This window comes from Maribacter ulvicola (genome assembly GCF_900155985.1).
In the GTDB taxonomy this organism is placed as follows: Bacteria; Bacteroidota; Bacteroidia; order Flavobacteriales; family Flavobacteriaceae; genus Maribacter; species Maribacter ulvicola.
The window spans coordinates 436596-458180 of the sequence record NZ_FTMA01000002.1 but is presented as its reverse complement, the minus strand read 5'-3'; the positions used below and the strand labels follow the sequence as shown (position 1 = coordinate 458180).

The window sequence follows — 21585 nt, the reverse complement described above, 5'->3', positions numbered from 1 at the left end:
GATCGTTTCATAAGCAAATAATCTATTTAAAGTTAAACATTTATTCGCCCGGTTTTCTCTAGTATTAAACGGTCCGGTTTAAAGGGAGGAGGTCATACTAGTGAATCAACGGGATCGTTGGGCTCGTGGAAACTTAGAGACTTTATTTAAGCATAAAGACATGTTGTTCAATTCAAAGTATGGTAGATTGGGCTTATTAAGCTATCCCTATTGGTTTTTCTATGAGTGGCTTTCTCCATTGTTAGAGTTTTTTGGTTTTATTACCATTTTACTTTTTGCATTCCTGGGCATTCTAAACTGGGAATTCTTTTTCATGATTACATTGGCCATATTCTTGTTTTCAATCATGATTTCTTTCTATGCTATTTTATGGGACGTGTATTCATATCATCAATATCAAAAAACAAAAGACCTTTTAATACTAATGGGCTTGGCTATTTTGGAGCCATTCATTTTTCATCCTATTGTAGTATATGCTGCGGTTAGGGGTAATTATAAAAAATTATTTAAAATAAAATCTGGTTGGGGATCCCAAGTTAGAAAAGGTTTTGCAAAAGCATCCTAGCAGCAATGAACACAAGTAGTATAGATAGATATTCTTTAAAGCAGTATACACGGCTTATGATATCCTTTTTTGGATGTCTGTTCGTATTAACGCTTTTTCAATATGGTATGCTGTTCTATAAAGGTGTTATCGATACTATTTTTTCGGTTAGTTTGTTAAAAGCCATTGTGCATCAAATTGGTTTTACCGCTTTAATGGGTATCGTTATGGTGTTTCCTTTTAATTTCTGGGAAAACTTACGCCCTAAATATGGCTTTAATCTTGTTTTTGGTTTCTTAAGCCTGGTGTTGATTTTTGAAGCTATTCTTACCGTGTATTACTCTACTACTTTGGTACCGTTAGGCTCAGATATTTTAGGATATAGCTATACAGATGTGAAAATTACCTTAGCTAATTCTGGCGGTTTTATGATTTCTGTTTATCTGCTTATTGCTGTAATTATTTTAATAGGTCTCTTTTTAGGACTATATAGAATCACTTCTAAATTCTACCATAGAATCAGTAAGATGTATCCATTTACCATTGTATTGTTCAGTCTTTTTATGGCTTCTATATTTACGAATGGGAAACCTATTAATCAGAACAAAGTACAATACTTGGCTGTTAACGTATATAATACGAGTACTGAAGATAATTCATACACATCAACAGAAGAATATCCGTTGGTACAAGGTTCTACTATTGAGAATGTATTGGGTGCTTATTTTGAGTTAAAAGAAGAGAAACCAAATATCGTTTTTGTAATGGTTGAAGGTCTAGGCAGGGATTTTGTGGGTAAAGGTGCCGAGTTTGGCGGATTTACACCGTATCTAGATTCCCTAACCACCAAATCATTATACTGGGAAAATTTCCTGAGCAATACGGGTAGAACTTTCGGAGTATTGCCATCATTACTAGGATCCTTACCATTTGGTAAAAGCGGATTCATGGAGCTAGAAGAATACCCCAATAAACTCACCATGTTCAGTGTGCTTAAAAACAATGGCTATCACACTTCTTTTTATCAGGGAACCAATAGTTCTTTTGATAAAGTAGACCGATTTTTGAGAAGTGAGCATTTAGATTTTGTTTTAGATAAATCCGGATTCGGAAATAAGTACCAACAACAGGCAGAAGATGCCGCGGGTTCTTCTTGGGGATATCCTGATAAGGAATTATTCAAGAAAAGTCTGAGTTTAGAAAGGAGTAAAGATCAACCTAGATTAGAGGTGTACATGACCATTAGTACCCATGAACCGTTTATTCCGCCAAACCAGAATTTTTTTGAAAACCGAGTCAAAGATATATTGGCTAAAGGCGATTTTGATTCTAGAGTAGAAAAGATTGTTGAAAAGAATGCTAATGTTTTTGCCACGTTGTTATATACAGATGATGCCATAAAATGGTTTATGGAATCTTATAAATTGCAACCTAATTATGAGAATACCATTTTCATATTTACCGGTGACCACAGACTTATTCCTATACCACAGCGTAATACTATTAGTCGTTTTCATGTGCCGCTGATCATGTACAGCCCCATGTTAAAAACAACTCGTAAAATGAGTTCTATTTCTTCTCATTTTGATGTAACGCCATCAATTCTTGCTTTATTGGACAATGCATATGAAATGAAAATGCCTAAAAAAGTAGCTTGGATGGGTGGTGCTCTTGATATGGAAACCGCATTTAGATCCACCAAGAACATTCCTTTAATGCGTAATAAGAATGAGTTAAAAGAATACATCAGCGGAGAAAAGTTATATACTGATGGTGATATCGTGGAGCTAGATGAAGATATGGATTTCAGCTCTGCTTTTGGGATTGGTTCAGTGGAGAAAAGTCTAGAACGGTTTAAATCTGTGAATCATTATGTGACGACGGAGAACAAAATCATTCCTGATAGCTTAACTATTTTTTCTGTGCAGAAGGAAAAGTTTACTCCGGCAGAAATCACCTGGATCAATAGTATGTATGACGGAAGTAATTTTGATCGTTCCTTTTTTAAGGCAAGAGATTTGGCTTTTGATAAAAAATGGGACGATGCCCTTTTGCTATGTCGCTACATACTTTCAGAATCTCCAAGTCATATAGATACCAAAATTTTATCGGGTAGAGTACATATTTGGAAAGGCAATTATGAAGAATCGGTAAAAATTCTAAAAGCGTGTATTGCCATGAACCCTAATTATATAGATTCTTATGCGGCGCTTTTTGATGTGTATTTCTGGTACGATAAATATGCGGAAGGGCTTGCATTAGTTGATCTTGTTCAGGAGAATAGTGCAAGTGCCAATGAAATTTCCAGTAAGATTTCTAGGGCTAAAAATGCTGCACGAAAAGCAGGTGTCAAAATTCATAAAAATACCAATAAAGAGGCTAAAAATACGTTAGCATCCATAGAAAAATGAAGAAGAGTAGGGTACATATCCTTTTATTGGTTTTACTATCCTTGGTATACAACAAGGCTAGTAGTCAAGCTATGCAGCCTACTATTTCTTCTTTTGAAACGGCTTATGCCTTAGCATATGAAGGTAAAACCAATACGGCTCATAAAATGCTGTCTAATTTGGTGAACGAACCAGAAACTGAAATTGAAACTTCAGTACTTTGGGCAAGTACCTTGAGTTGGAGAGGGGATTATAATTTAGCGAGATCCGAGTTCAATAACATTCTATCAAAAAATAAAACCCATAGAGCAGCCTGGATTTCTGCAGTTAAAAATGAATTGTATGCCAAGAATTATGCTACGGCATTAGGTCTTGCCAATAAAGCATTGATTCATATAGAAAATGACCAAGAAATAGTGAGGTTACAGGCGGTTGCAACAGATGGCGTAAATGGTACTGAATACGATTCTGATGGTTGGTTTAACGTAGAAAGTACAGTCCACACCAAATTTACCGGTGTTAAGAAATCATCTCCTACTTTTAATGAAACCACTGTAGCAGAAATGGAGAGTGTGCATACAACACCCGTAACCGAAGAGAAATTAAAGAATACGGTCATGGTCAATAGTGCCGTTACATTTTTTGATAAACGTTTTGATCCCATTACCACATCTAGTATTTCTTATAAAAGACAAACACCTTACGGTACTCTTATACCTAGAATTAATAATAGCAATAGAGTAGGGAAGAACGGTATTCAGTTAGATTTGGATTTGTATCCTAAAATTGCAAAAGGATTCTATGCCTATATTAATTATGGATATTCTGAGTCAGATTTATATCCTAACCATAAAGTGGGTGGCGATGTGTATTACAACCATAAAAACGGAATTGAATTTTCTGCAGGTGGTAGATTTATAAATTTTGCCACTAAAAATGTCAAATATATTACCAACTCTTTGGGATATTACACGGGTAACTATTATTTCTCTTTACGCTCATATATAACACCTGAATCTGATAATTTAACCAATGTATCGGGGAACTTATTGGTGCGAAAATATCTAAAGGATGCCAAAAACTATATGGGATTAAACGTAGGGGTCGGTTTCTCTCCCGAATTGCGACAGTTTACTTCTGGAGATCAATTGTTGGCAGAAACCTTATTGTATATAGAATCGCAACGATTGAGTTTTGAATATCAATTCACAAGCAAGAATAATTTAAACGCTTATAAAACTAATATAGGCGTATTAAGACAAGAACAATCTTTTGACCCTGGCAGTTATTTTTATTCCATCTCGGCAGGGTTAACCTATGAGTTTAATTTTTAGAACGCATGGCAGGTATCCATTTATCTGCATACATTCCGTATACCAAACCTAATTCATTATCATATACATATTGCTCATCTTTTCCTGCATCGAAGTTTACGTTGAAGACATATACCTTAATTCCCGCATCTCTTAATTCTAGCATTAATTTTTTCTGACTAGCAATTATTCTTCTAGAAACGGCAACATGTTTTACATTGTTTACTTTAAGAAAATTTACTTTATCTCCCTTAATGGCTAATAGGGGTTCTTGAGAAATCATGGTCTGTATGCCATGCTCAGAAGCTTTTTCTACTGCCATTACACTAAAGAGTTCCATAATTAGACGGTCTTTGTCCACAAAGGCATCGGCAAAGGCTATGGGGTCGTTTACTTTGTCGGTAATCAAAGTAGCTTCTGGGTGATTTTTAAACCACGTATTTATGCCGTCCATATCTAAGGTAGTATAATCGCCATATATTTTTTGCTTCATGAATTGGGCGTGGGTAGGTGGTAAGCTTCCCGTATAATCAGTAAAACGTGCCCACATATTCCAATCATGTGCCGCTACCAGTTTTCCATCGGATGTTTCTATGATATCCAATTCAAAATTGCGAAATCCCTTATTATAATTTTCATCTAAAGCATGTTTAGAGTTGGTAGATTTAACACCGTTAATTTCTCCACCGGCATGGGCAATGTATCTATCTATGCTAGATTCAAATTCATACACTTCTCTTGGAAAGTAAATTTCCTTAGTACCATTACTGGTATTGATTGTTATCGTTTCTGTAATCGAGTTATCATTTACTTGCTCAGTAATAACGCCGTTAATATTATGCATAATGTAAGCTTGCCTTCCTTTTAAGGTACTTAGTTGTATAAAGCCTAATGTGCTCAATTGCTTTTTATAAGCCGTTAATTGTGCTGCGGCGGAATCATGCGCCAATAAGGCAAATACTGCTTTAGCGTCTACCATTCTAGAAAGTACTTCTATAAATGCCTGTACATCTTCTTTACTTCCATACGTATCAAAAGTCTTGAACTCAAACGTATGATCTGCTTGTAGATGAATGATTGTTAATCCGCGTTCTACGGCTTCGGTTTGTGATGCGTAGGTAAAGGTGCTACGTTCATGTGTATTAAAACTATGGCTATTTAGAACTAAGGCTTTTGTTTCTTTTATTTTTGAAGAAAAAGTTGATGGTGTACTATGCGCTTTTACCGGATTTTCTATAAAAAAGAAAGCTAATAGTATAACCATTTTATAGCTCAAAAGAATAGGGGAGGATCTCTTCATCAATTTGTAATTTTTAACCTCATTATAGTTGTGAAAATATACATACCAATGCGGTTACTTTTACAACGTAGATATGGTAAGGGTATTGCAAAAGCGTAATTCAATGTATTTAATTAGTTCAATAGGTTATGGGTCTGTAGCCATGAAGTATAGCAAAACCAAATGTCATGAGTATATTATATTATATGAAGGGATTTTATGTTGTAACCTACTAGTACTACGTTAACTTGATACTTCATATCGTTTAAATACCAATAAACAGGATGAAATACAATATGTAAAGCTCAGTAAATTGCAGGGGCGATTGGTATTAAATGTCAAACAACACTTTTTAATGGGTTTTACAACACTTTTAAATTGGTTCACCACATTTTGTTGGTACACTTTTATCATGAGTATATATTTACTTCAAGATATGAATACCCAAATCAAAATTAACCTTTAAACCTACAATATGCTTTATGACACCTATGGTGAGGAATACCTTGTATTTCTTCAAGATTTAAATGAAATTCTTAGTATCAATGAGCTAGCTGAGTTGGATTATATGTAAACTGAACCTTAACCCCAAAAAATGCACCTATGGCACACCAAAATCAAGAATTTTCATCGTATCAAAATTTTATCCAAGACCTTAACAACATCCTTGTAAATTTTAATATCAATAAATTAACTTATTCGTAGTGTTGTCAAATCTGAGATAAAAATAAAGCGCCCGTATAAACGGGCGCTTTATTTTTTAAAATATAAGTTTACGCTTTAATAGAGATTTAAATATGCAGACGCTTGCAGTGAACAATCACTAATGTTTTCTATTCAAGGCCTCGCAATCTTGCTCCAAAGCTTTTATCCTAAATAGGTTTTAAGTAACTTACTTCTAGAGGCATGTCGTAATTTACGAATAGCCTTTTCACGTATTTGTCTAACACGTTCTCTTGTTAAATCGAACGTCTGGCCAATTTCTGCTAAAGTCATAGATTGTTGATCACCAATCCCATAATAAAGCTTAACAACATCTGCCTCTCTTGGAGATAGGGTTTCTAAAGCTCTATTGATTTCCGTATTTAAAGACTGTTGCAACAGAATATTATCTGGTTTTGGAGACTCTCCTGAACGTAATACATCATACAAGTTAGAATCCTCACCTTCACGTAAAGGCGCATCCATAGATACATGTCTACCTGAGTTTTTGAGGGATTGCTTAACTTCAGAAACCGTCATTTCCAATTCTTTTGCAATCTCTTCAGGAGAAGGCGGACGCTCGTGAGCTTGTTCTAGGTAAGAAAATGTTTTTTTAATCTTATTGATCGATCCAATTTTGTTCAATGGTAAACGAACAACCCTAGATTGCTCTGCCAAAGCTTGTAATATAGATTGTCTAATCCACCAAACGGCATAGGAAATAAATTTAAATCCTCTGGTTTCATCAAATCTTTTTGCTGCTTTTACCAAGCCTAAATTTCCTTCGTTTATTAAATCTGGTAGTTTAAGACCTTGATTTTGATATTGTTTTGCTACCGAAACTACGAACCTCAAGTTTGCAGTGGTCAATTTCTCCAAAGCTGCTTGACTACCTTCACGGATCTTTTGCGCTAGTTCTACCTCCTCATTCGCTGTAATCAAATCAATTTTACTGATATCTTGCAAATATTTATCCAGTGATTTAGACTCACGATTCGTTACCTGCTTGATAATCTTTAGTTGCCTCATATGTGTGTATGGAATTTAGAAGTTGTACAAGTTTACAGTATACCGCTTTTTATTCATATTTCCTAATGTATTTCACTATACTTCTACAGCATTTGTTAGCTTTAAGATGGACCAATGCTTTTAGGAGGTTGTTTCTGTAAAGCGTATTTTTGAATATTGACACAGAAATTTTATGAGTAAACGGGCATTAAAAACGTATCTTTCCAAGCTTCCCAAAAAAGCACTTGAAGAGCAAATACTAGAGTTGTACGAAAAATTCCCTGCCGTTAAAACCTATTATGATTTTGCCTTTAATCCTAAAGAAGATAAACTCGTTCAAGATGCCAAAGCAAAAATATCAAATGAATATTTTCCGCTTAAGCGAAGACGTCCAAAAGCAAGACGCTCCGTAGCCCAGAAATTTCTAAAACATTTTATAAAGTTAGGGGTAGACCCACATTTAATTGCAGATGTCATGTGCTATAACCTAGAAATTGCACAGACTTATTCCATGGAGAAAAATGTGCCGGATTCCTTCTACAGAAGTATGCTCAATTCTTTCAATGAAGTAATTCAATTTACTACAGTTCAAGGAATTTTTCCTGAATTTAGAGAGCGTATCCTAAAAATTTACACTGAAACACAACAACAAAAATGGCTTTTTGAAGAAGAATTCTCAAAAGCATTGGATATTATAGATTAACATATGGCAATAGTAATTATAAGACAAGATGATAAAATTGAACTTTGGAAAAATGCATTGCTCAATGCAGATAGTTCCCTAGAGGTATATAGTTACCTAGAAGAACACCCAAAAGATGAAATTACCATGGCGGTCATTTGGAAACATCCTACCGGCTCATTGGCCAATTATCCCAATTTACAGTGTATAGCTTCTGCCGGTGCCGGAGTAGATTATATTTTTGAAGATGATAAACGCCCTAAGAACATTCCTATCACCCGTATTGTAGATCCCTTTTTAGCAGGCGATATGTCTGAACATGTGTTGGCGGTTATACTAGCGCATTTAAAGAACCTAAATACCTATAAATTAGATCAGGTAGCCAATATATGGTCGCCTAAAGACTATAAAAGAATTAAAGATGTTACCGTCGGTATTTTGGGTCTTGGTGAATTAGGCGCGCTTACGGCAAGTGACCTCTCTTCTTTCAATTTTAAGGTTCAAGGGTGGAGTAGAAGCAAAAAGGCTATTGATGGTGTTAAGACATTTTCTGGCGCTGATGAACAGAAAGAGTTTCTTAAGTCCACAGATATTCTAGTATGTCTACTACCGTTAACACCTGCAACCGAAGGTATTTTGAACCAAGAGCTGTTATCTCTGCTTCCTAAGAATGCGTTTGTTATTAATGTTGCCCGTGGCGGACATTTGGTGGATGATGATTTAATTGCCTTATTGGATTCCGGACATTTATCCGGTGCTTGTTTAGATGTATATCATACAGAGCCATTACCTAAAGCACATCCTTTTTGGAATCATAAAAAGGTGCATATGACTCCCCATCACGCAAGTGTTTCAGATACTAATTCCGTAATACCACAGATAGTGGAAAATTATAAAAGGTTGGGCACCGGAGAAAAATTGCAAAATTTAGTAGATGCTGACAAGGGCTATTAATATTGTTTTTTTCAAGTTTTTTATTTCCTAGACCCATAAAAATCTCATAGTTTTATAAGGTTTTTGCATTATTAACCTATATAAACGACAACAAACCTTTTGAAGCTACATAACCAAACTACTGAGAAAACCCTGTACGATTATCAAGAGGAAGATCTACATGCCATTTTTAAATATTTAGAAGAAAATGGCGATAATTCTAACCTGCTGTATCAATTGCCTACCGGTGGCGGTAAAACGGTGGTGTTCTCTGAAATTGCCAAACGCTATATTGCAAAAACCAATAAGAAGGTCATTGTACTTACACACCGTATAGAATTAAGTCAGCAGACTTCACGTATGTTGAACGGTTTTGGTGTAAAGAACAAAATAATCAATAGTGAAGTAAAAGAATGGCAAGATCAAGACGAGTTTATGTGCTTTGTTGCCATGGTAGAAACGCTGAACAACAGGTTACAGGAAGAAAAGGTAGAGATCAACAACATCGGACTGGTTATTATTGATGAAGCGCATTATAATTCTTTCCGTAAGCTTTTTAAATTCTTTGAAAATTCTGTAATATTAGGGGTAACCGCCACTCCTTTAAGTTCAAACATTAAGCTCCCCATGAAGGACAACTATAAAAAGTTGATTGTGGGAGAGTCTATTGAATCGTTGATTCAGAAAAAATTCTTGGCAAAGGCAAATATGTATAACTATGATGTTAGCCTGCAAAGCCTAAAATTAGGGATAAGCGGTGATTATACGGTGAAGTCATCTGATGAGCTTTACGGTAACCACAGTATGCTGAACAAGCTGGTTTCTGCATACAACGAAATTGCAAAAGGTACTAAGACCTTGATCTTTAATAATGGAATAAATACGTCTAGGTACGTGTGTGAAACTTTTAGAAAAGCGGGTTATAATATTCGTCACCTAGATAATAAGAATAACGCCGCAGAGCGAAAAGAAATTCTACAATGGTTTAAAGAAACGCCTGATGCCATTTTAACATCGGTAAGTATATTGACTACGGGTTTTGATGAGCCTAGTGTAGAAACTATTATTCTAAATAGAGCTACACGTTCGCTGACCCTTTATTTTCAAATGATCGGTCGTGGTTCTAGATACCTTCCTCAAAAGCAAGAGTTCAATGTTATTGATATGGGAAATAACGTAGCCCGTTTTGGACTGTGGAATGCCGGTATAGACTGGCAAGAGATTTTCCATTTTCCAGATTTTTACCTGGAGAACATTAAGAATGACGAGGAGATAGAACGGGAATTCGTATATGAAATGCCGGCAGATTTACGAGCTGAATTTGCAAATTCAACCGATATCGATTTTGATATTAAAGCGGAATATAAAAAGAGTTTTGCCAACGGCGAGAAATCTAAATTGGTTCTTGAAAAGAGTATTCAGCAACATGCGAAAATTTGTTTTGAAAATTCTGAAGATGTTTTTGATGCGCGTATTCTAGCTAAAAAACTAAAAGAGGAAATTAAGTATCGTGTAAGACAGTATTCTTATTGTATAATGAACAACACCAAGAATTACAAAGAGTGGCTAGAAGATGATTATGAGCGAAAATTACGTTCTAAAATCTCTAAAATGTTCGCCGCTAAACTATAAGTTTCGCTGTTTTAAACCATAACTATCAACCATTTGCATTCAAAAGATTACCACGTCACGAAAAGTTCCTTGTAAAGACGCAAAGAAACTGAACACTGCCAACTGAAACTGAACACTGAATACATTAACATAACAGAAACGCCTGGTCAGTTCGAGTGAATTTCGAGGCATGAGAAATTAGTATCGAGAACGCTATCGTGTACCAAAGTTCTCGATACAACTTTTGTTTTCCGCTATGCTGCAGCAAAAAGTCACTCGAAGTGACAGTATTACATTAAAGACAAATAGTTACATAAATTCAACAGATTGCCACGTCGTGAAAAACTCCTCGCAATAACGTTTTTAAAACTGCTAACTGAACACTGAAACTGCCTACTAAAAGCGCAAACTCACAAGTAACCGAACCACTATTTCGGCTCCGCTAAATGACCGAATTATCATTTGTCAGTTCGAGTGAATTTCGAGGCACGAGAAATTAGTATCGAGAACGCTTTCGTGTACCAAAGTTCTCGATACAACTTTTTGGTTTCCGCTATGCTACAACAAAAAGCCACTCGAAGTGACATTTTTTTATTCTGTGCGCGAAGAGATTGGAACACGTGAAGTTCGTCTACTGATCTCAGAACAGTGTAACTGCCAACTGATACTGAATACTGATACTGATCACAGAAAACTGAATACATTTACATAAAGGAAACGCCTGGTCAGTTCGAGTGTATTTCGAGGTACGAGAAATTAGTATCGAGAACCCTTTCGTGTACCAAAGTTCTCGATACAACTTTTGGTTTCCGCTATGCTACAACAAAAAGCCACTCGAAGTGACAGTATTACATTAAAGACAAATAGTTACATAAATTCAACAGATTGCCACGTTGTGAAAAACTCCTCGCAATAACGTTTTTAAAACTGCTAACTGAACACTGAAACTGCCTACTAAAAGCGCAAACTCACAAGTAACCGAACCAATACTTCGGCTCCGCTAAATGACCGAATTATCATTTGTCAGTTCGCGTGTATTTCGAGGCATGAGAAATTAGTATCGAGAACCGTTCCGTGTACCAAAGTTCTCGATACAACTTTTTGTTTTCGCTATGCTACAACAAAAAGCCACTCGAAGTGACACTATAACTAAACATAAAAACCGAACACCGTTATTGCTCACTGAAAACTGAGTACCGTAAACTGTTACTGAAAACTGCCCACTGAAGACTGATACTGCCCACTAAAAACTTGCCAACCACCAACCATTTTCCGAACTTTGTACTTAATACTTCCGACTTTGTACTTAAAAAAAAATCCCAAAACCCTCCTCGTAATCGCTCTCGTATGGCCAGAACCTGCATCTACAGCTGCTGGGGTGCGGATGATGCAATTATTAGATGTATTTAAAAAGCAAGGGTATTCCATTACCGTAGGGTCAGCGGCTTCGAAATCGGATTTCTCGGCGGATATGGAGGCGCTTGGATACCAGACGGCGGATATTAAAATGAACGATAGTTCTTTTGATGTTTTTGTTACCGATTTGAATCCTGATGTGGTGTTGTTTGATCGCTTTTTGACCGAAGAACAATTTGGGTGGCGCGTGGCGGAAAACTGCCCCGATGCGCTTCGTATATTAGATACCGAAGATTTACATTCCCTACGTCATGTGCGTGAGCAATGCTTCAAAAAAGATATTCCATTTACTACGGATGCTTGGTTGGCAGATGATAAAACCAAAAGAGAAATTGCTAGTATTTATCGCTGTGATCTCTCTTTGATCATTTCTAGCTATGAACTGGAATTACTGACCGATGTACTCAACATAGATAAAAGTCTATTATTGTTACTCCCTTTTATGGTAAACGAAATTACCAGCGAGACCACTTGGAAAACCTTTGACGAAAGATCGGATTTTGTATTCATAGGTGGCGGAAAACACGCGCCCAATATTGATGCGGTAAAATGCTTAAAATCGACTGTCTGGCCCTTAATTCACAAACAATTACCAGAAGCCAAATTACATATTTACGGTGCTTATTTGCCGCAGCAAATACTAGAAATGAATAACCCTGTAGGCGGATTTCTAGTTCACGGTAGGGCAGCCGATGCCAATGAAGTCATGCAATCGGCAAAAGTATGCCTAGCTCCGCTGCGTTTCGGAGCGGGAATTAAAGGAAAACTACTTTCTGCCATAGTAAACAGTACACCCAGTGTTACTACCACCATTGGTGCAGAAGGCATGCACGGTATTCTGGATTGGAACGGTTACATAGAAAATGACCATACCGCTTTTGTGAAAGCTGCTGTTAGATTATATACCACACAACATACTTGGAAAAATGCTCAAGACCAAGGGAAGATTTTGATCAATACGTTATATGCTAAATCGAGCTTAGAAAATATGTTAATAGCGCAAGTTGAACAGCTTCAAAAAAATATAGCTACTCATAGAAAACAGAACTTTACAGGAGCTTTATTACAACACCAAACTATGACCGCTACCAAGTTTATGAGTAAATGGATTGAGGAGAAGAATAGGGGGTAGTTGGTTGGATTTCGTTATCGGTTAGTATATGAAACGTATCGTGTAAATAGACGCTGACCTTTCGGGTTATGCACGAGCCGAATTTTTTAATTTAATTTTATTTTTCTTAAAAGCCAAATTAAAATTTGGCGGACTTTGCAAATACACAAAAAACTCTAAGAAAGTCTATATTAGCTATGTTTTTTTTCCTCAGTTCTTAGTTATGCATAGTGCTTTTTCCGTTAAGATTGGTTTTCCGATGTTTGTTATTTAGTTTGAACGTTAGCGTTGGCAAGACATACTCTTTTGTGATTTTTGGCTTATCGTAGGCTTGTGTAATTGCTAATGTGTATGGTTTAAAGCGTTAGCATATTCTTTCTCAAAATAAGAATTCACATAGTCAAGCGGAATTTTTTCTTGTTCAAGACGCCAGTTATTTTCTTTTAAAATATCGTAAAGCATTTTCTCTTTTTCAGTTAGGTTGAGTTTTGTCAAAACTTTCGAAAGCGTACCGTTATCATTTTCAAAAAACTTATTAAATGTTTTTTTATCCATAAAAATGCTTTTCACATTAGGAAAATATCCTCTAAACTGAGATAATATTTCAAAACCCTGAGCGTCTAAATCTCCCCAATAAAGTATTGTTTTATCTTTGAACCACTTCACATTTTTTAAATTGTAAACTCTAAAACCGCTTCCAAAAAGCGCAATAGTTTTTCTCATTTTCGGTAGTGTTAGAGCAGTGTAGAAATTTGTTTTATTTTCAAATACAATAACTTTTTCAATTGGTAAATGAAGATTTTCAAACTGACTAATTTGAATAGCAATATCATCTAATCCTGAAAAAAATGTTTGACTTATTTCTTGGTCAAGTACTTTAAATCGAATTTGTGGCTCAGCATATTTAAGGTTAAACCTTTTTTCAAATTGCTTTTTATCTTTTTGAATATAGTCTGAAATTACTACATCAAGCAACTCTTTGATGACTCCTTTATTATCCTCTATAAATTTTGTATGAATTTTTATTGGTAATTCCCTAACATATAAGCTTGGTAAAGGATTGTTTTTAAAATACAAGCATACTTTCAATATATCATCCCATTTTTTTTCATTTTGAATAACCTTTATAGGTTTATTGATTATCCATTCTTCCAAATAAGGGAAGACATTAGTTATCTTCTTCACGTTTAATTTAAAAAAATCAACCTCTTTTTGATTACCCAAAAATTTCAAAAAATCTTGTTCCGTTTCAAAATATATGGATATAGGTAAATCCTGTGTGCCTAAATGCTTTGTTTTAACTTGTTGAAAATCTAAACTATAACCATAGGCACTCTTTTCTTTGGATTGACTGACAATTGCCTGTATTTCCTTCTCAAATTCAGGCAAAGATGATTTAGTATATTTTTTATCTCCTCTAATTATTAGTTTATCGAAAGGTTTTTTGCTAACCAATGATTTGAGATAATCTATATATTTCCTTTCGGCTTTTTTCCTTATTTCCTGTGGCGTAATCATTGATTGTCTAAATAATTCTCTTTTTCTTTTTTGAATTGTTCAATTGGCATATCGTAAAGCCAAGAATGTCGTTCTTCTTTTCGTTCAACAAAATGTACAAATGAAATATCATTTTCTACAATATGAATGTTGTCACTTGGTGTAACCACTAATAATTGTAGATGAAGTTGTTTGCATAGCGTTACCAAATAACGAGCTTTATCTTCATCTTGTGCTTTAAATGCTTCATCAATAGCTATAAAGCGAAATGAATCACTTTGTAGTCCTTCTTTGGTTAAGCCAAACTGATATGCTATTGCAGAACCTAAGATGGTATAAGTAAGTTGCGCTTTTTCACCACCAGAAAGTTGCCCCATATTTTCATAAGTTTTAAATTTTTGGTCATTTTCTTTATAAAATTCCTCAGCTTTGTAATTGAACCACGAACGAACATTACTTACTTTTTTACGCCAGTCTTCTTTATCAAGCTTTGAAATTAACGGTTCTATGTGATTGTAAAAATGATGTTTTCGTCCATCAATGGAAGAATCAACTTCCCTAATATTAGGAATGGCATCATTGAGTAATTTCCTGAATTCTTTTACTTCATCATTGATTTTGTTCGGTGCGACTAGTTGAATGTATGTTTTGGGTTTATTTTTAAAATCAATTTCTTTCAATGATTCATTAAGATTTTCAATGTTTTCTTTAATTGAATCTGACCAATTTTCGAAGAACATTCTAAAATCGCCTACTTTATTGGTAATTGTTTCTTGTAAATAATCATTGAATTTTTTCTCGAATTTTGGAAGATTGTCGTTTTCTAACTTTTCCAAAAACTTTTGATACTCACCAATGAATTCTAAGTTAGTGGAATCAGGCAATGAATTAACATCAGAACGCCAATCTTTGAATTTGTTTGTTATGGTTTCCGTTGGATGTTTAAAAGCATTAATTTTAATAACAACTTCTCTTTCTTTACCTTGTTTTTGCTTATTTAACTCTGATGTTTCTTTTGAGTTTTTATTTTGAAAATTATTACGGGTTATTTCAAAATTAGCGTAATCAATATCTTCCAAATCAGGATTGTTTATTTCGAGTTCTGAAACAACAATCTCACCTAAATGCTCAAAGATAGCTTTGTTATTATTTACAGTATTAATAACAGAATCAATTTCTGTTTGCTTTTTACCTTTTTCTATTACTTTATTTTCAATTTTAACTTCAGATAGTTGTTTTAAATCATCTTGTACTTTTTGTAACTGTTCTTGTAACTTTTTTACACTGTCATTAGTCTTTTCTAAATCTTCTTTCTGCTCTGTTTTTTCCTGTATTTGGTTAGCATAAGTTTCCCAGTTTATGTCATCGTATTTATCAAATTTTGAAAATAGGTTGTGGCATTCATCTCTGTATGTTCCTAAGTTTTTTATTTCAGTTTTTTTGTCGGAAATAGCAGTTTTATTTTCTATTTGAAGTCCTTGTTGCTTTTTAAGTTCTTTTCTCAAAACAGAAACCTTTTCGGTATTATCCCAACCCAAAACAAAATTTTCTCTTCTTGAAATATGTTTACGATCGTCTTTTTCGTGTTTTCCTTTTCTGAATTTAACTAATCCGTTTTGTGTGATTGCCATTTTTGAATAGCGTTCAAATTCTGAAAGGTTATCTACACAAACAAAATCAAACTGCGCTTCTAAATAGTTCTCAATCCATTCGTAATATGGTGTTTTGGTTTTAATATTAATTTTATTAACCAACGATTTATAGTTGGTTTTTTTATTTTGAAAATTTTTGAGATAATCTTCTTCTTCGTATTTGTCGTAACGGATTCTACCTCGTAAATTATTACCATTAACATATTTGTTTACTTCAGAATAATATTTTGGTGGAACAATCAATCGCAATGCAAAATTGTGAAGTACCTTTTCAATGGAAGCTTCCCAAGCCATCTCTTCTTGTTTTACCTGAATAAGTTCTCCAATAAAAGGAATTTCTTCTTTTGTGGCTCCTATATGTTCAATTAATTCTTCGCGAATTCTAGCATCATTTACAGGAATGTTGTTCTTGTTTTCTTGTAATGTCTTAATGGTATTTACTAAATCATCCGTGGATTTTTCAAAATCATCAGCCTTGTTTTTTAGCAAGCGAAAATTTTCGCTTTCATCTTCTATTTTCCCCTGTGTTTCTATCTTTAATTTTTTCGCTTTTTCACGGTTTGTAGTAAAGTATTCTGTATTTGGGTTTTTTGTCAGGCTTATATTTTGGGCGATTTTGTTATAATCATCAAGTTTTCCACTTCTTAAATCTCGACTTTTAGTAATTTGTTTTATTTCCTTTTCTAGATCCTTGATTTTACTTCCCACTTCATCCTTTTCAATAGAAATTGAAATTTTTCTTTCGTCTGCTTTCAGACTTTCTTCTTGACTTCTGAGTTCAGTTAACTCATTGTTTAATTGCTCTAATTTATCTTTACAGCTCTCTAATTCTTTTTCGCCTAATTCTACCCCTTTTTTAGCAAACCAAAAGACAGCTGTTTCTTTTGAATCTTCTAATTGCTGTAATTTTTTTTGAATTTCATTTAGATTATTCGCAATGTCATTAATCGGTGTAAGTTGTGCAATCTGTTCTTTAGCTTTTTCAATATTGGTTTTGGCATCCATTAATGTCAAAAAGCTTTCTTTTAATTGGATGAATTCCGTTTCGGCATCTTGCTCTTCTAGCATATTTGTCCTTATAAATTCATCTAAATCTTCCAAAACCTTTACTCCAACCACTTGATTAAATAAACTCAATGCTTTGATTGAGCGCATACCAAATAAATGGTACATTCTTTCGCCATAATCAGTCGGTCCATTTAAAAATTCAATTTTACGCTTTGTAATGTTTTCGTTGTATGTTTTGTCTAAATGTTTCTTCCAGTTACCCTTAGAATCAAACTGACTAAAATCTTTTTCTATTTCAAGAGGAATGTGGGCAATACCAAATTGCCTTTTCATTTCATTATTTGAAAACCAGCGTACTTGGAATAACGTTATATTTTTCTCTTCTGTATTTTGAAAATGAGCAAGGATTACAGAATAGGTGTTTGTTTCACGCAGTTTTTGAGTGGATGTTGTAGATTTGCCTTCTTCTTGAATATTGCCATAATGTCCAAGAACGTAAGTTTCTTCTGTTCGGTCTCCTTTTTTTTCAACTCCGGAAGATTGATTGTAGAATCTAGTTCTTTTGGCTGGAACCATTAAGGTTAGTAGAGCATCTATATACGTACTTTTACCCGATGCATTTGCACCAGTTAGCAATGAATTATGACCTTGTGGGTTTATTCTGAATACATTTTGGTCAAACGTTCCCCAGTTAAAAACTTCCATATATTGAAGTCTGAAACCAGCAGTATCAGAACTAGTGCTAAACAGACTCAACATATTCTTGTAATTTTATTTTGAAACCCTGTAATATATCCAGCGTTATTTTTTCTTTGATAATTCGGTGTATTTGATATTTAGTTTCTTTGTCTTTCTTGTAAACCTCTTTTAAGAAGCCCAATTCTACAGCATTTGAAATGTATTTATTTAGCTGTTGTTGAAACTTCATCTTATTGTATCCTTCCTGCAAAAAAAGTTCCAATTCGTCTTTAATTTCAGTGTCTGATATAAATTTTTCAGGTGTTAACTGTGTAGGATTACTATCAAAATCTTCTAAACTTTGTCTCAATACCAAAAGAACTATGGATGTTTCAAATCCTATCTGACGTCTTGTTATTAACCCAAGTGTTTTGCCTTCGCTGTTTTCAAATTGCTTTACAAATGCAAACCCATCGTCTTTTTTTACAATGAGTTCCAAGCCAATTTGAGCCACATATTCCTGAATCTGTTCTTGATAATAGATAATATCTTCCCATACGTTTGAGTTTCTTTCGACAACTCCTTTAAGAAGTTTTACTATTGCTTTGCTATATGGCTTAATGCTTTGTTCTAAATTGCTCATTTGGTCAAAATGATTTCGGGTATTGTTATCTGTTTATTGTTTTTAATATCAAAAATTATACGCTGAGTTTTATCAGTATTTATGATATGTTTGAATTCTTTTGAAACACCAATATATCCAAACAATTCTGGTAAACCTTTTTCAAGACCGCCATAATTTTCAATAACATCTAAAACTGTTGTTTGGGACTTATCTTTAAGAATATCTTTTATTCTTTTTCTCAATAGTTCTTTATCAATGTTTGATTGAGAAAATAATTTACTTAAATGAATAGAAGATGTAATGTCTTCATTAGCAATTTGTGGTTTTTCTGAATAAATTGTTTCTTCTTTTTGTTCAAAGGTCAGTTTCCGTTCAAATGCGATATTAACTTCTGGACTATCTTCTAACGTGAATGAAATATCAGAATTTGGTTTTTTACTATTTACTTCTACAAGACTTTTTTTAATATCTTGAATTATTCTTTTAGTTAGCTCAGATTTGGAACTTTCACTTTCACGAATAATTCTGCTTAGCTTATCAGCCATTTTATCGTTGGCTTTATATACTTTTTGTCCTGAATAGTGAAGGTGCTTTTTCATTCCTTTTAAGAATGGGTCACTAATAGGGATAGATTTTTCTTCTAATGTTTTATACAGCTCTGAGGTCAATCTTTCCCATTTACTCTGTAATTCAGGATTTAAGATGAAAGACCAAAAAGCATAAAAACTTTTTCCTTGTTGACTTTCTTTAAGTCCTTCGAGAGCATCAAAGGTAAATTCCAAAATATCACTTTTACTTAAACTACCATCTGCGTGTTTTCTGTAAATCCCTTTTGTAATATCTTTAAAATTATCCTCTACTTCTTTAAAATCTGACAATAGTTCTTTTGCGGATTGATTGATTTGATTGAAACGTGGAAGTATTTCGAATTCCTCAAAAACTTTAACATCTTCACCTATTTTTATTCGCTGGATTTGTTGTTCGATTTCAAGTTTCTTCTCTTCTAAAAGCTCTATTCTTTTTTCAGTATCCTCATTGGTAAATTCGACCAGTTCTTTTAATTGATTTAAAATATTGTTGAATTTTGATTCAGTACCTACAAATTCTTCTTTTTTTAAACTCCCTAACCAATCTATGGCTTTACTAGAATGAGCCGAGAGTTCATAATAGACATCACCTTGTTCATCAGGATAATTCGTTAAAAAACCTTTGTTAGTCCAATTGAGAATATATTTTTTGGCTTTATCTTCATAGGTGTCAAAGACAGTGATTTCACTCTCTTCATCATTCTCAATTTTTTTATACTCCAAAAAGTCTGCTAATTGAGTATGAATTTTGTCGGAAGAAATTACTACTTGCTTATTTGAAAAAAGCTCAACCAAAAACTCAACAATTATATCTCTATTTCTCAAGCGTAACAGTTCGACACTTGGTGAAGTGTTTAGACTACTTAATATTTTAGAACTTTCTATCATTCAATTTCATTATGTTTAGCGTTGGCAAGAAACAGCTCTTTTGATTTTTTCAGCGTTGGCTCTTGTGTTAGCCAAAAAACCAAATGTTCTATTTGTGCGTTGGTGTTTTTAGTTTAAATGTTCATTTTTAGGACGATTTACGTTTTAACACAACGTAGAGAGCTCAGACGAGTTACAATTCTTTTTAGCTGTTTTGTTTTTATTATGCTTCGGGGGAGAGAAAGCTAAGTTCTATATTTCAAAAATTGAAAACAAGTACTTACTTGATGAGTTATTACCAAGTTATTAACGAAATAACTAATTATAATGTAATTCTTACTTACTTTTCAAAATTACTTTCCACCAAATTCGTTAATTCTTCACCATGCAAATTTTTTACAATGACTACGCCGTTACTATCAAGAATAAAATTGGCAGGTATGGTACGTACACGTATTTTCTTTAAGAAAGGGGCATCATCACCTTGTAAATCTGAGGCTTGTAACCAACGATCTGCGCCATCGCGTGTTGCCGCGGCTTTCCAGGCTGCTTCATCACTTTCTAAAGCATAGGCAACTATTTCTAATCCTTGTTCATGATATTCATTGTAAAGGGGTACTAGAACTTTTCGGTTCTCTATTCTGCAAGGGGCACACCAAGATGCCCATAAGTCCACAATCGTCAATTTTTTACCCAATAGATCATTAAGAAGCAAGGTGTCTTTCGTCATCATCGGTAATTGGATATTAGGGAATTCATCGCCTATCAATACCGGTAAATTTTCGGGTTCGCTTTTTTTACACAGTTGTTTCACCCAAGGGTGATCCGGTTGTGTTTTGTTCCATTTATTACATTGGTCCACTAAAAATTCGGGTACACGTTCATAATCTTTCTCCGGGCTTACCCAACGTAAAGCTACTAGTGCAGGAAATAGTTGCATAGTGCCATCGGCGAATTCCATTAAGGCTTTTTGGTATTGTAATACAGCATGCTCTTTTGCCATTAATTCATCACCTTCTTCTACTTGCCATTTCTTTTCAGCTAAATAGGTTTGGTAGGCAGTTGATTTTATATCTCTTAATGCTAACAATGCCTTATTTATTTCAGATGGCTGATCTAACTTAAAACTTTGTTGGAACTCATTATACTTTGCTGTTATGTGAATAGGTTCTCCAAATTGATAAACAATAGGCATGTAATTCGCCTCTTTTGGGTTGTCGTTCTCTAAATAACTACCAGTTTTTCCTGTGGGCTGCACGGCAAGCTCCAGCAATGTCGGTTCTTTACCCGTTGGCAGATGTTTGAATCTAAAGCTTCCGTCAGACTTCACAATAGCGGAGTCTATAATTTTACCTAAATAGGAAGCTGCCACATCTTGAAATGTTGCTGGCTGAATTAAATAGACGGTTGCATTCTCCTTTTCTATGCCTTCTATTTTACCCGATATACTTGGGCTGGTAGTACAAGCGGTAAAGGATAGTATTACTAATAGGAAGGCGGGAATTTTTTTTAAAAGGTGCATTCTCGTTTATATTAAATTAATGGCAATGGAAAACTAATTGAAGTTTTGATTATTGTTAGCCAACTATAACGAAGTTCGTTTTTTCAACAATAGAATACAAGCGCTGAGAGTTTGCGTTTTGTTCAAATTGACCTTGGATTTCTTATTTAACGTTCTATCC

14 protein-coding genes are annotated in these 21585 nt (G+C 34.3%); 7 read left to right on the top strand and 7 right to left on the bottom strand.

Annotated features, from left to right (window positions below):
* Positions 1–100: 100 nt before the first annotated feature.
* From BW936_RS10750 to BW936_RS10740, 3 genes are read left to right on the top strand one after another with little or no spacing between them, the layout of a single operon-like run.
* Entirely contained in the window at positions 101–565 is a 465-nt protein-coding gene (locus BW936_RS10750; protein WP_244156215.1) for a glycosyltransferase family 2 protein, read from the top strand.
* 5 nt (positions 566–570) lie between these two features.
* Entirely contained in the window at positions 571–2955 is a 2385-nt protein-coding gene (locus BW936_RS10745; protein ID WP_076548382.1) for a sulfatase-like hydrolase/transferase, read from the top strand.
* Positions 2952–4268 (top strand): YaiO family outer membrane beta-barrel protein, encoded by a 1317-nt coding sequence (locus tag BW936_RS10740; RefSeq protein WP_076548381.1) that lies wholly within the window; start codon positions 2952–2954, stop codon positions 4266–4268. Before BW936_RS10745 ends, BW936_RS10740 begins: the two co-directional genes overlap by 4 nt.
* Here the strand turns inward: BW936_RS10740 and BW936_RS10735 are convergent.
* Together BW936_RS10735 and BW936_RS10730 are read right to left on the bottom strand one after the other, a co-directional pair.
* Positions 4258–5547 carry an interleukin-like EMT inducer domain-containing protein gene (locus tag BW936_RS10735; protein WP_143744105.1) on the bottom strand — a complete coding sequence of 430 codons (1290 nt, stop codon included), beginning with the start codon at positions 5545–5547 and terminating at the stop codon, positions 4258–4260. The genes BW936_RS10740 and BW936_RS10735 overlap by 11 nt on opposite strands.
* Before the next feature lie 846 nt (positions 5548–6393).
* Entirely contained in the window at positions 6394–7257 is an 864-nt protein-coding gene (locus tag BW936_RS10730; protein WP_076548379.1) for a sigma-70 family RNA polymerase sigma factor, read from the bottom strand.
* A gap of 172 nt (positions 7258–7429) precedes the next feature.
* Between BW936_RS10730 and BW936_RS10725 the strand changes: the two genes are divergently transcribed.
* The 4 genes from BW936_RS10725 to BW936_RS10710 all read left to right on the top strand — a co-directional run bounded on the left by BW936_RS10725 (position 7430) and on the right by BW936_RS10710 (position 13010).
* Positions 7430–7939, top strand: a complete 510-nt coding sequence (locus tag BW936_RS10725) for a DUF6155 family protein (protein ID WP_076548378.1) — start codon at positions 7430–7432, stop codon at positions 7937–7939.
* 3 nt (positions 7940–7942) lie between these two features.
* The gene (locus tag BW936_RS10720; protein ID WP_076548377.1) at positions 7943–8872 is read left to right on the top strand and encodes a 2-hydroxyacid dehydrogenase; all 930 of its coding nucleotides are present in this window, start codon (positions 7943–7945) and stop codon (positions 8870–8872) included.
* Positions 8873–8971: 99 nt separating this feature from the next.
* Positions 8972–10483 carry a DEAD/DEAH box helicase gene (locus BW936_RS10715; RefSeq protein ID WP_076548376.1) on the top strand — a complete coding sequence of 504 codons (1512 nt, stop codon included), beginning with the start codon at positions 8972–8974 and terminating at the stop codon, positions 10481–10483.
* Between the two features lie 1279 nt (positions 10484–11762).
* The gene (locus BW936_RS10710) at positions 11763–13010 is read left to right on the top strand and encodes a glycosyltransferase (protein WP_076548375.1); all 1248 of its coding nucleotides are present in this window, start codon (positions 11763–11765) and stop codon (positions 13008–13010) included.
* A 321-nt stretch (positions 13011–13331) separates the two neighbouring features.
* Here BW936_RS10710 and BW936_RS10705 read toward each other — a convergent pair whose 3' ends face one another.
* The 5 genes from BW936_RS10705 to BW936_RS10685 all read right to left on the bottom strand — a co-directional run bounded on the left by BW936_RS10705 (position 13332) and on the right by BW936_RS10685 (position 21425).
* Entirely contained in the window at positions 13332–14507 is a 1176-nt protein-coding gene (locus BW936_RS10705) for a Wadjet anti-phage system protein JetD domain-containing protein (RefSeq protein ID WP_076548374.1), read from the bottom strand.
* Positions 14504–17851, bottom strand: coding sequence for an ATP-binding protein (locus BW936_RS10700; protein WP_244156214.1), 3348 nt, complete (start codon positions 17849–17851; stop codon positions 14504–14506). The genes BW936_RS10705 and BW936_RS10700 overlap by 4 nt, the downstream gene beginning before the upstream one ends.
* A gap of 37 nt (positions 17852–17888) precedes the next feature.
* On the bottom strand, positions 17889–18467 hold the full coding sequence (locus tag BW936_RS10695) for a DUF4194 domain-containing protein (protein ID WP_076548372.1): 579 nt from the start codon (positions 18465–18467) through the stop codon (positions 17889–17891).
* A complete protein-coding gene (locus tag BW936_RS10690; protein WP_244156213.1) occupies positions 18464–19924 on the bottom strand; it encodes a DUF3375 domain-containing protein in 1461 nt (486 codons plus the stop codon). Before BW936_RS10690 ends, BW936_RS10695 begins: the two co-directional genes overlap by 4 nt.
* A gap of 319 nt (positions 19925–20243) precedes the next feature.
* Entirely contained in the window at positions 20244–21425 is a 1182-nt protein-coding gene (locus tag BW936_RS10685) for a TlpA family protein disulfide reductase (RefSeq protein ID WP_076548371.1), read from the bottom strand.
* Positions 21426–21585: the final 160 nt, after the last annotated feature.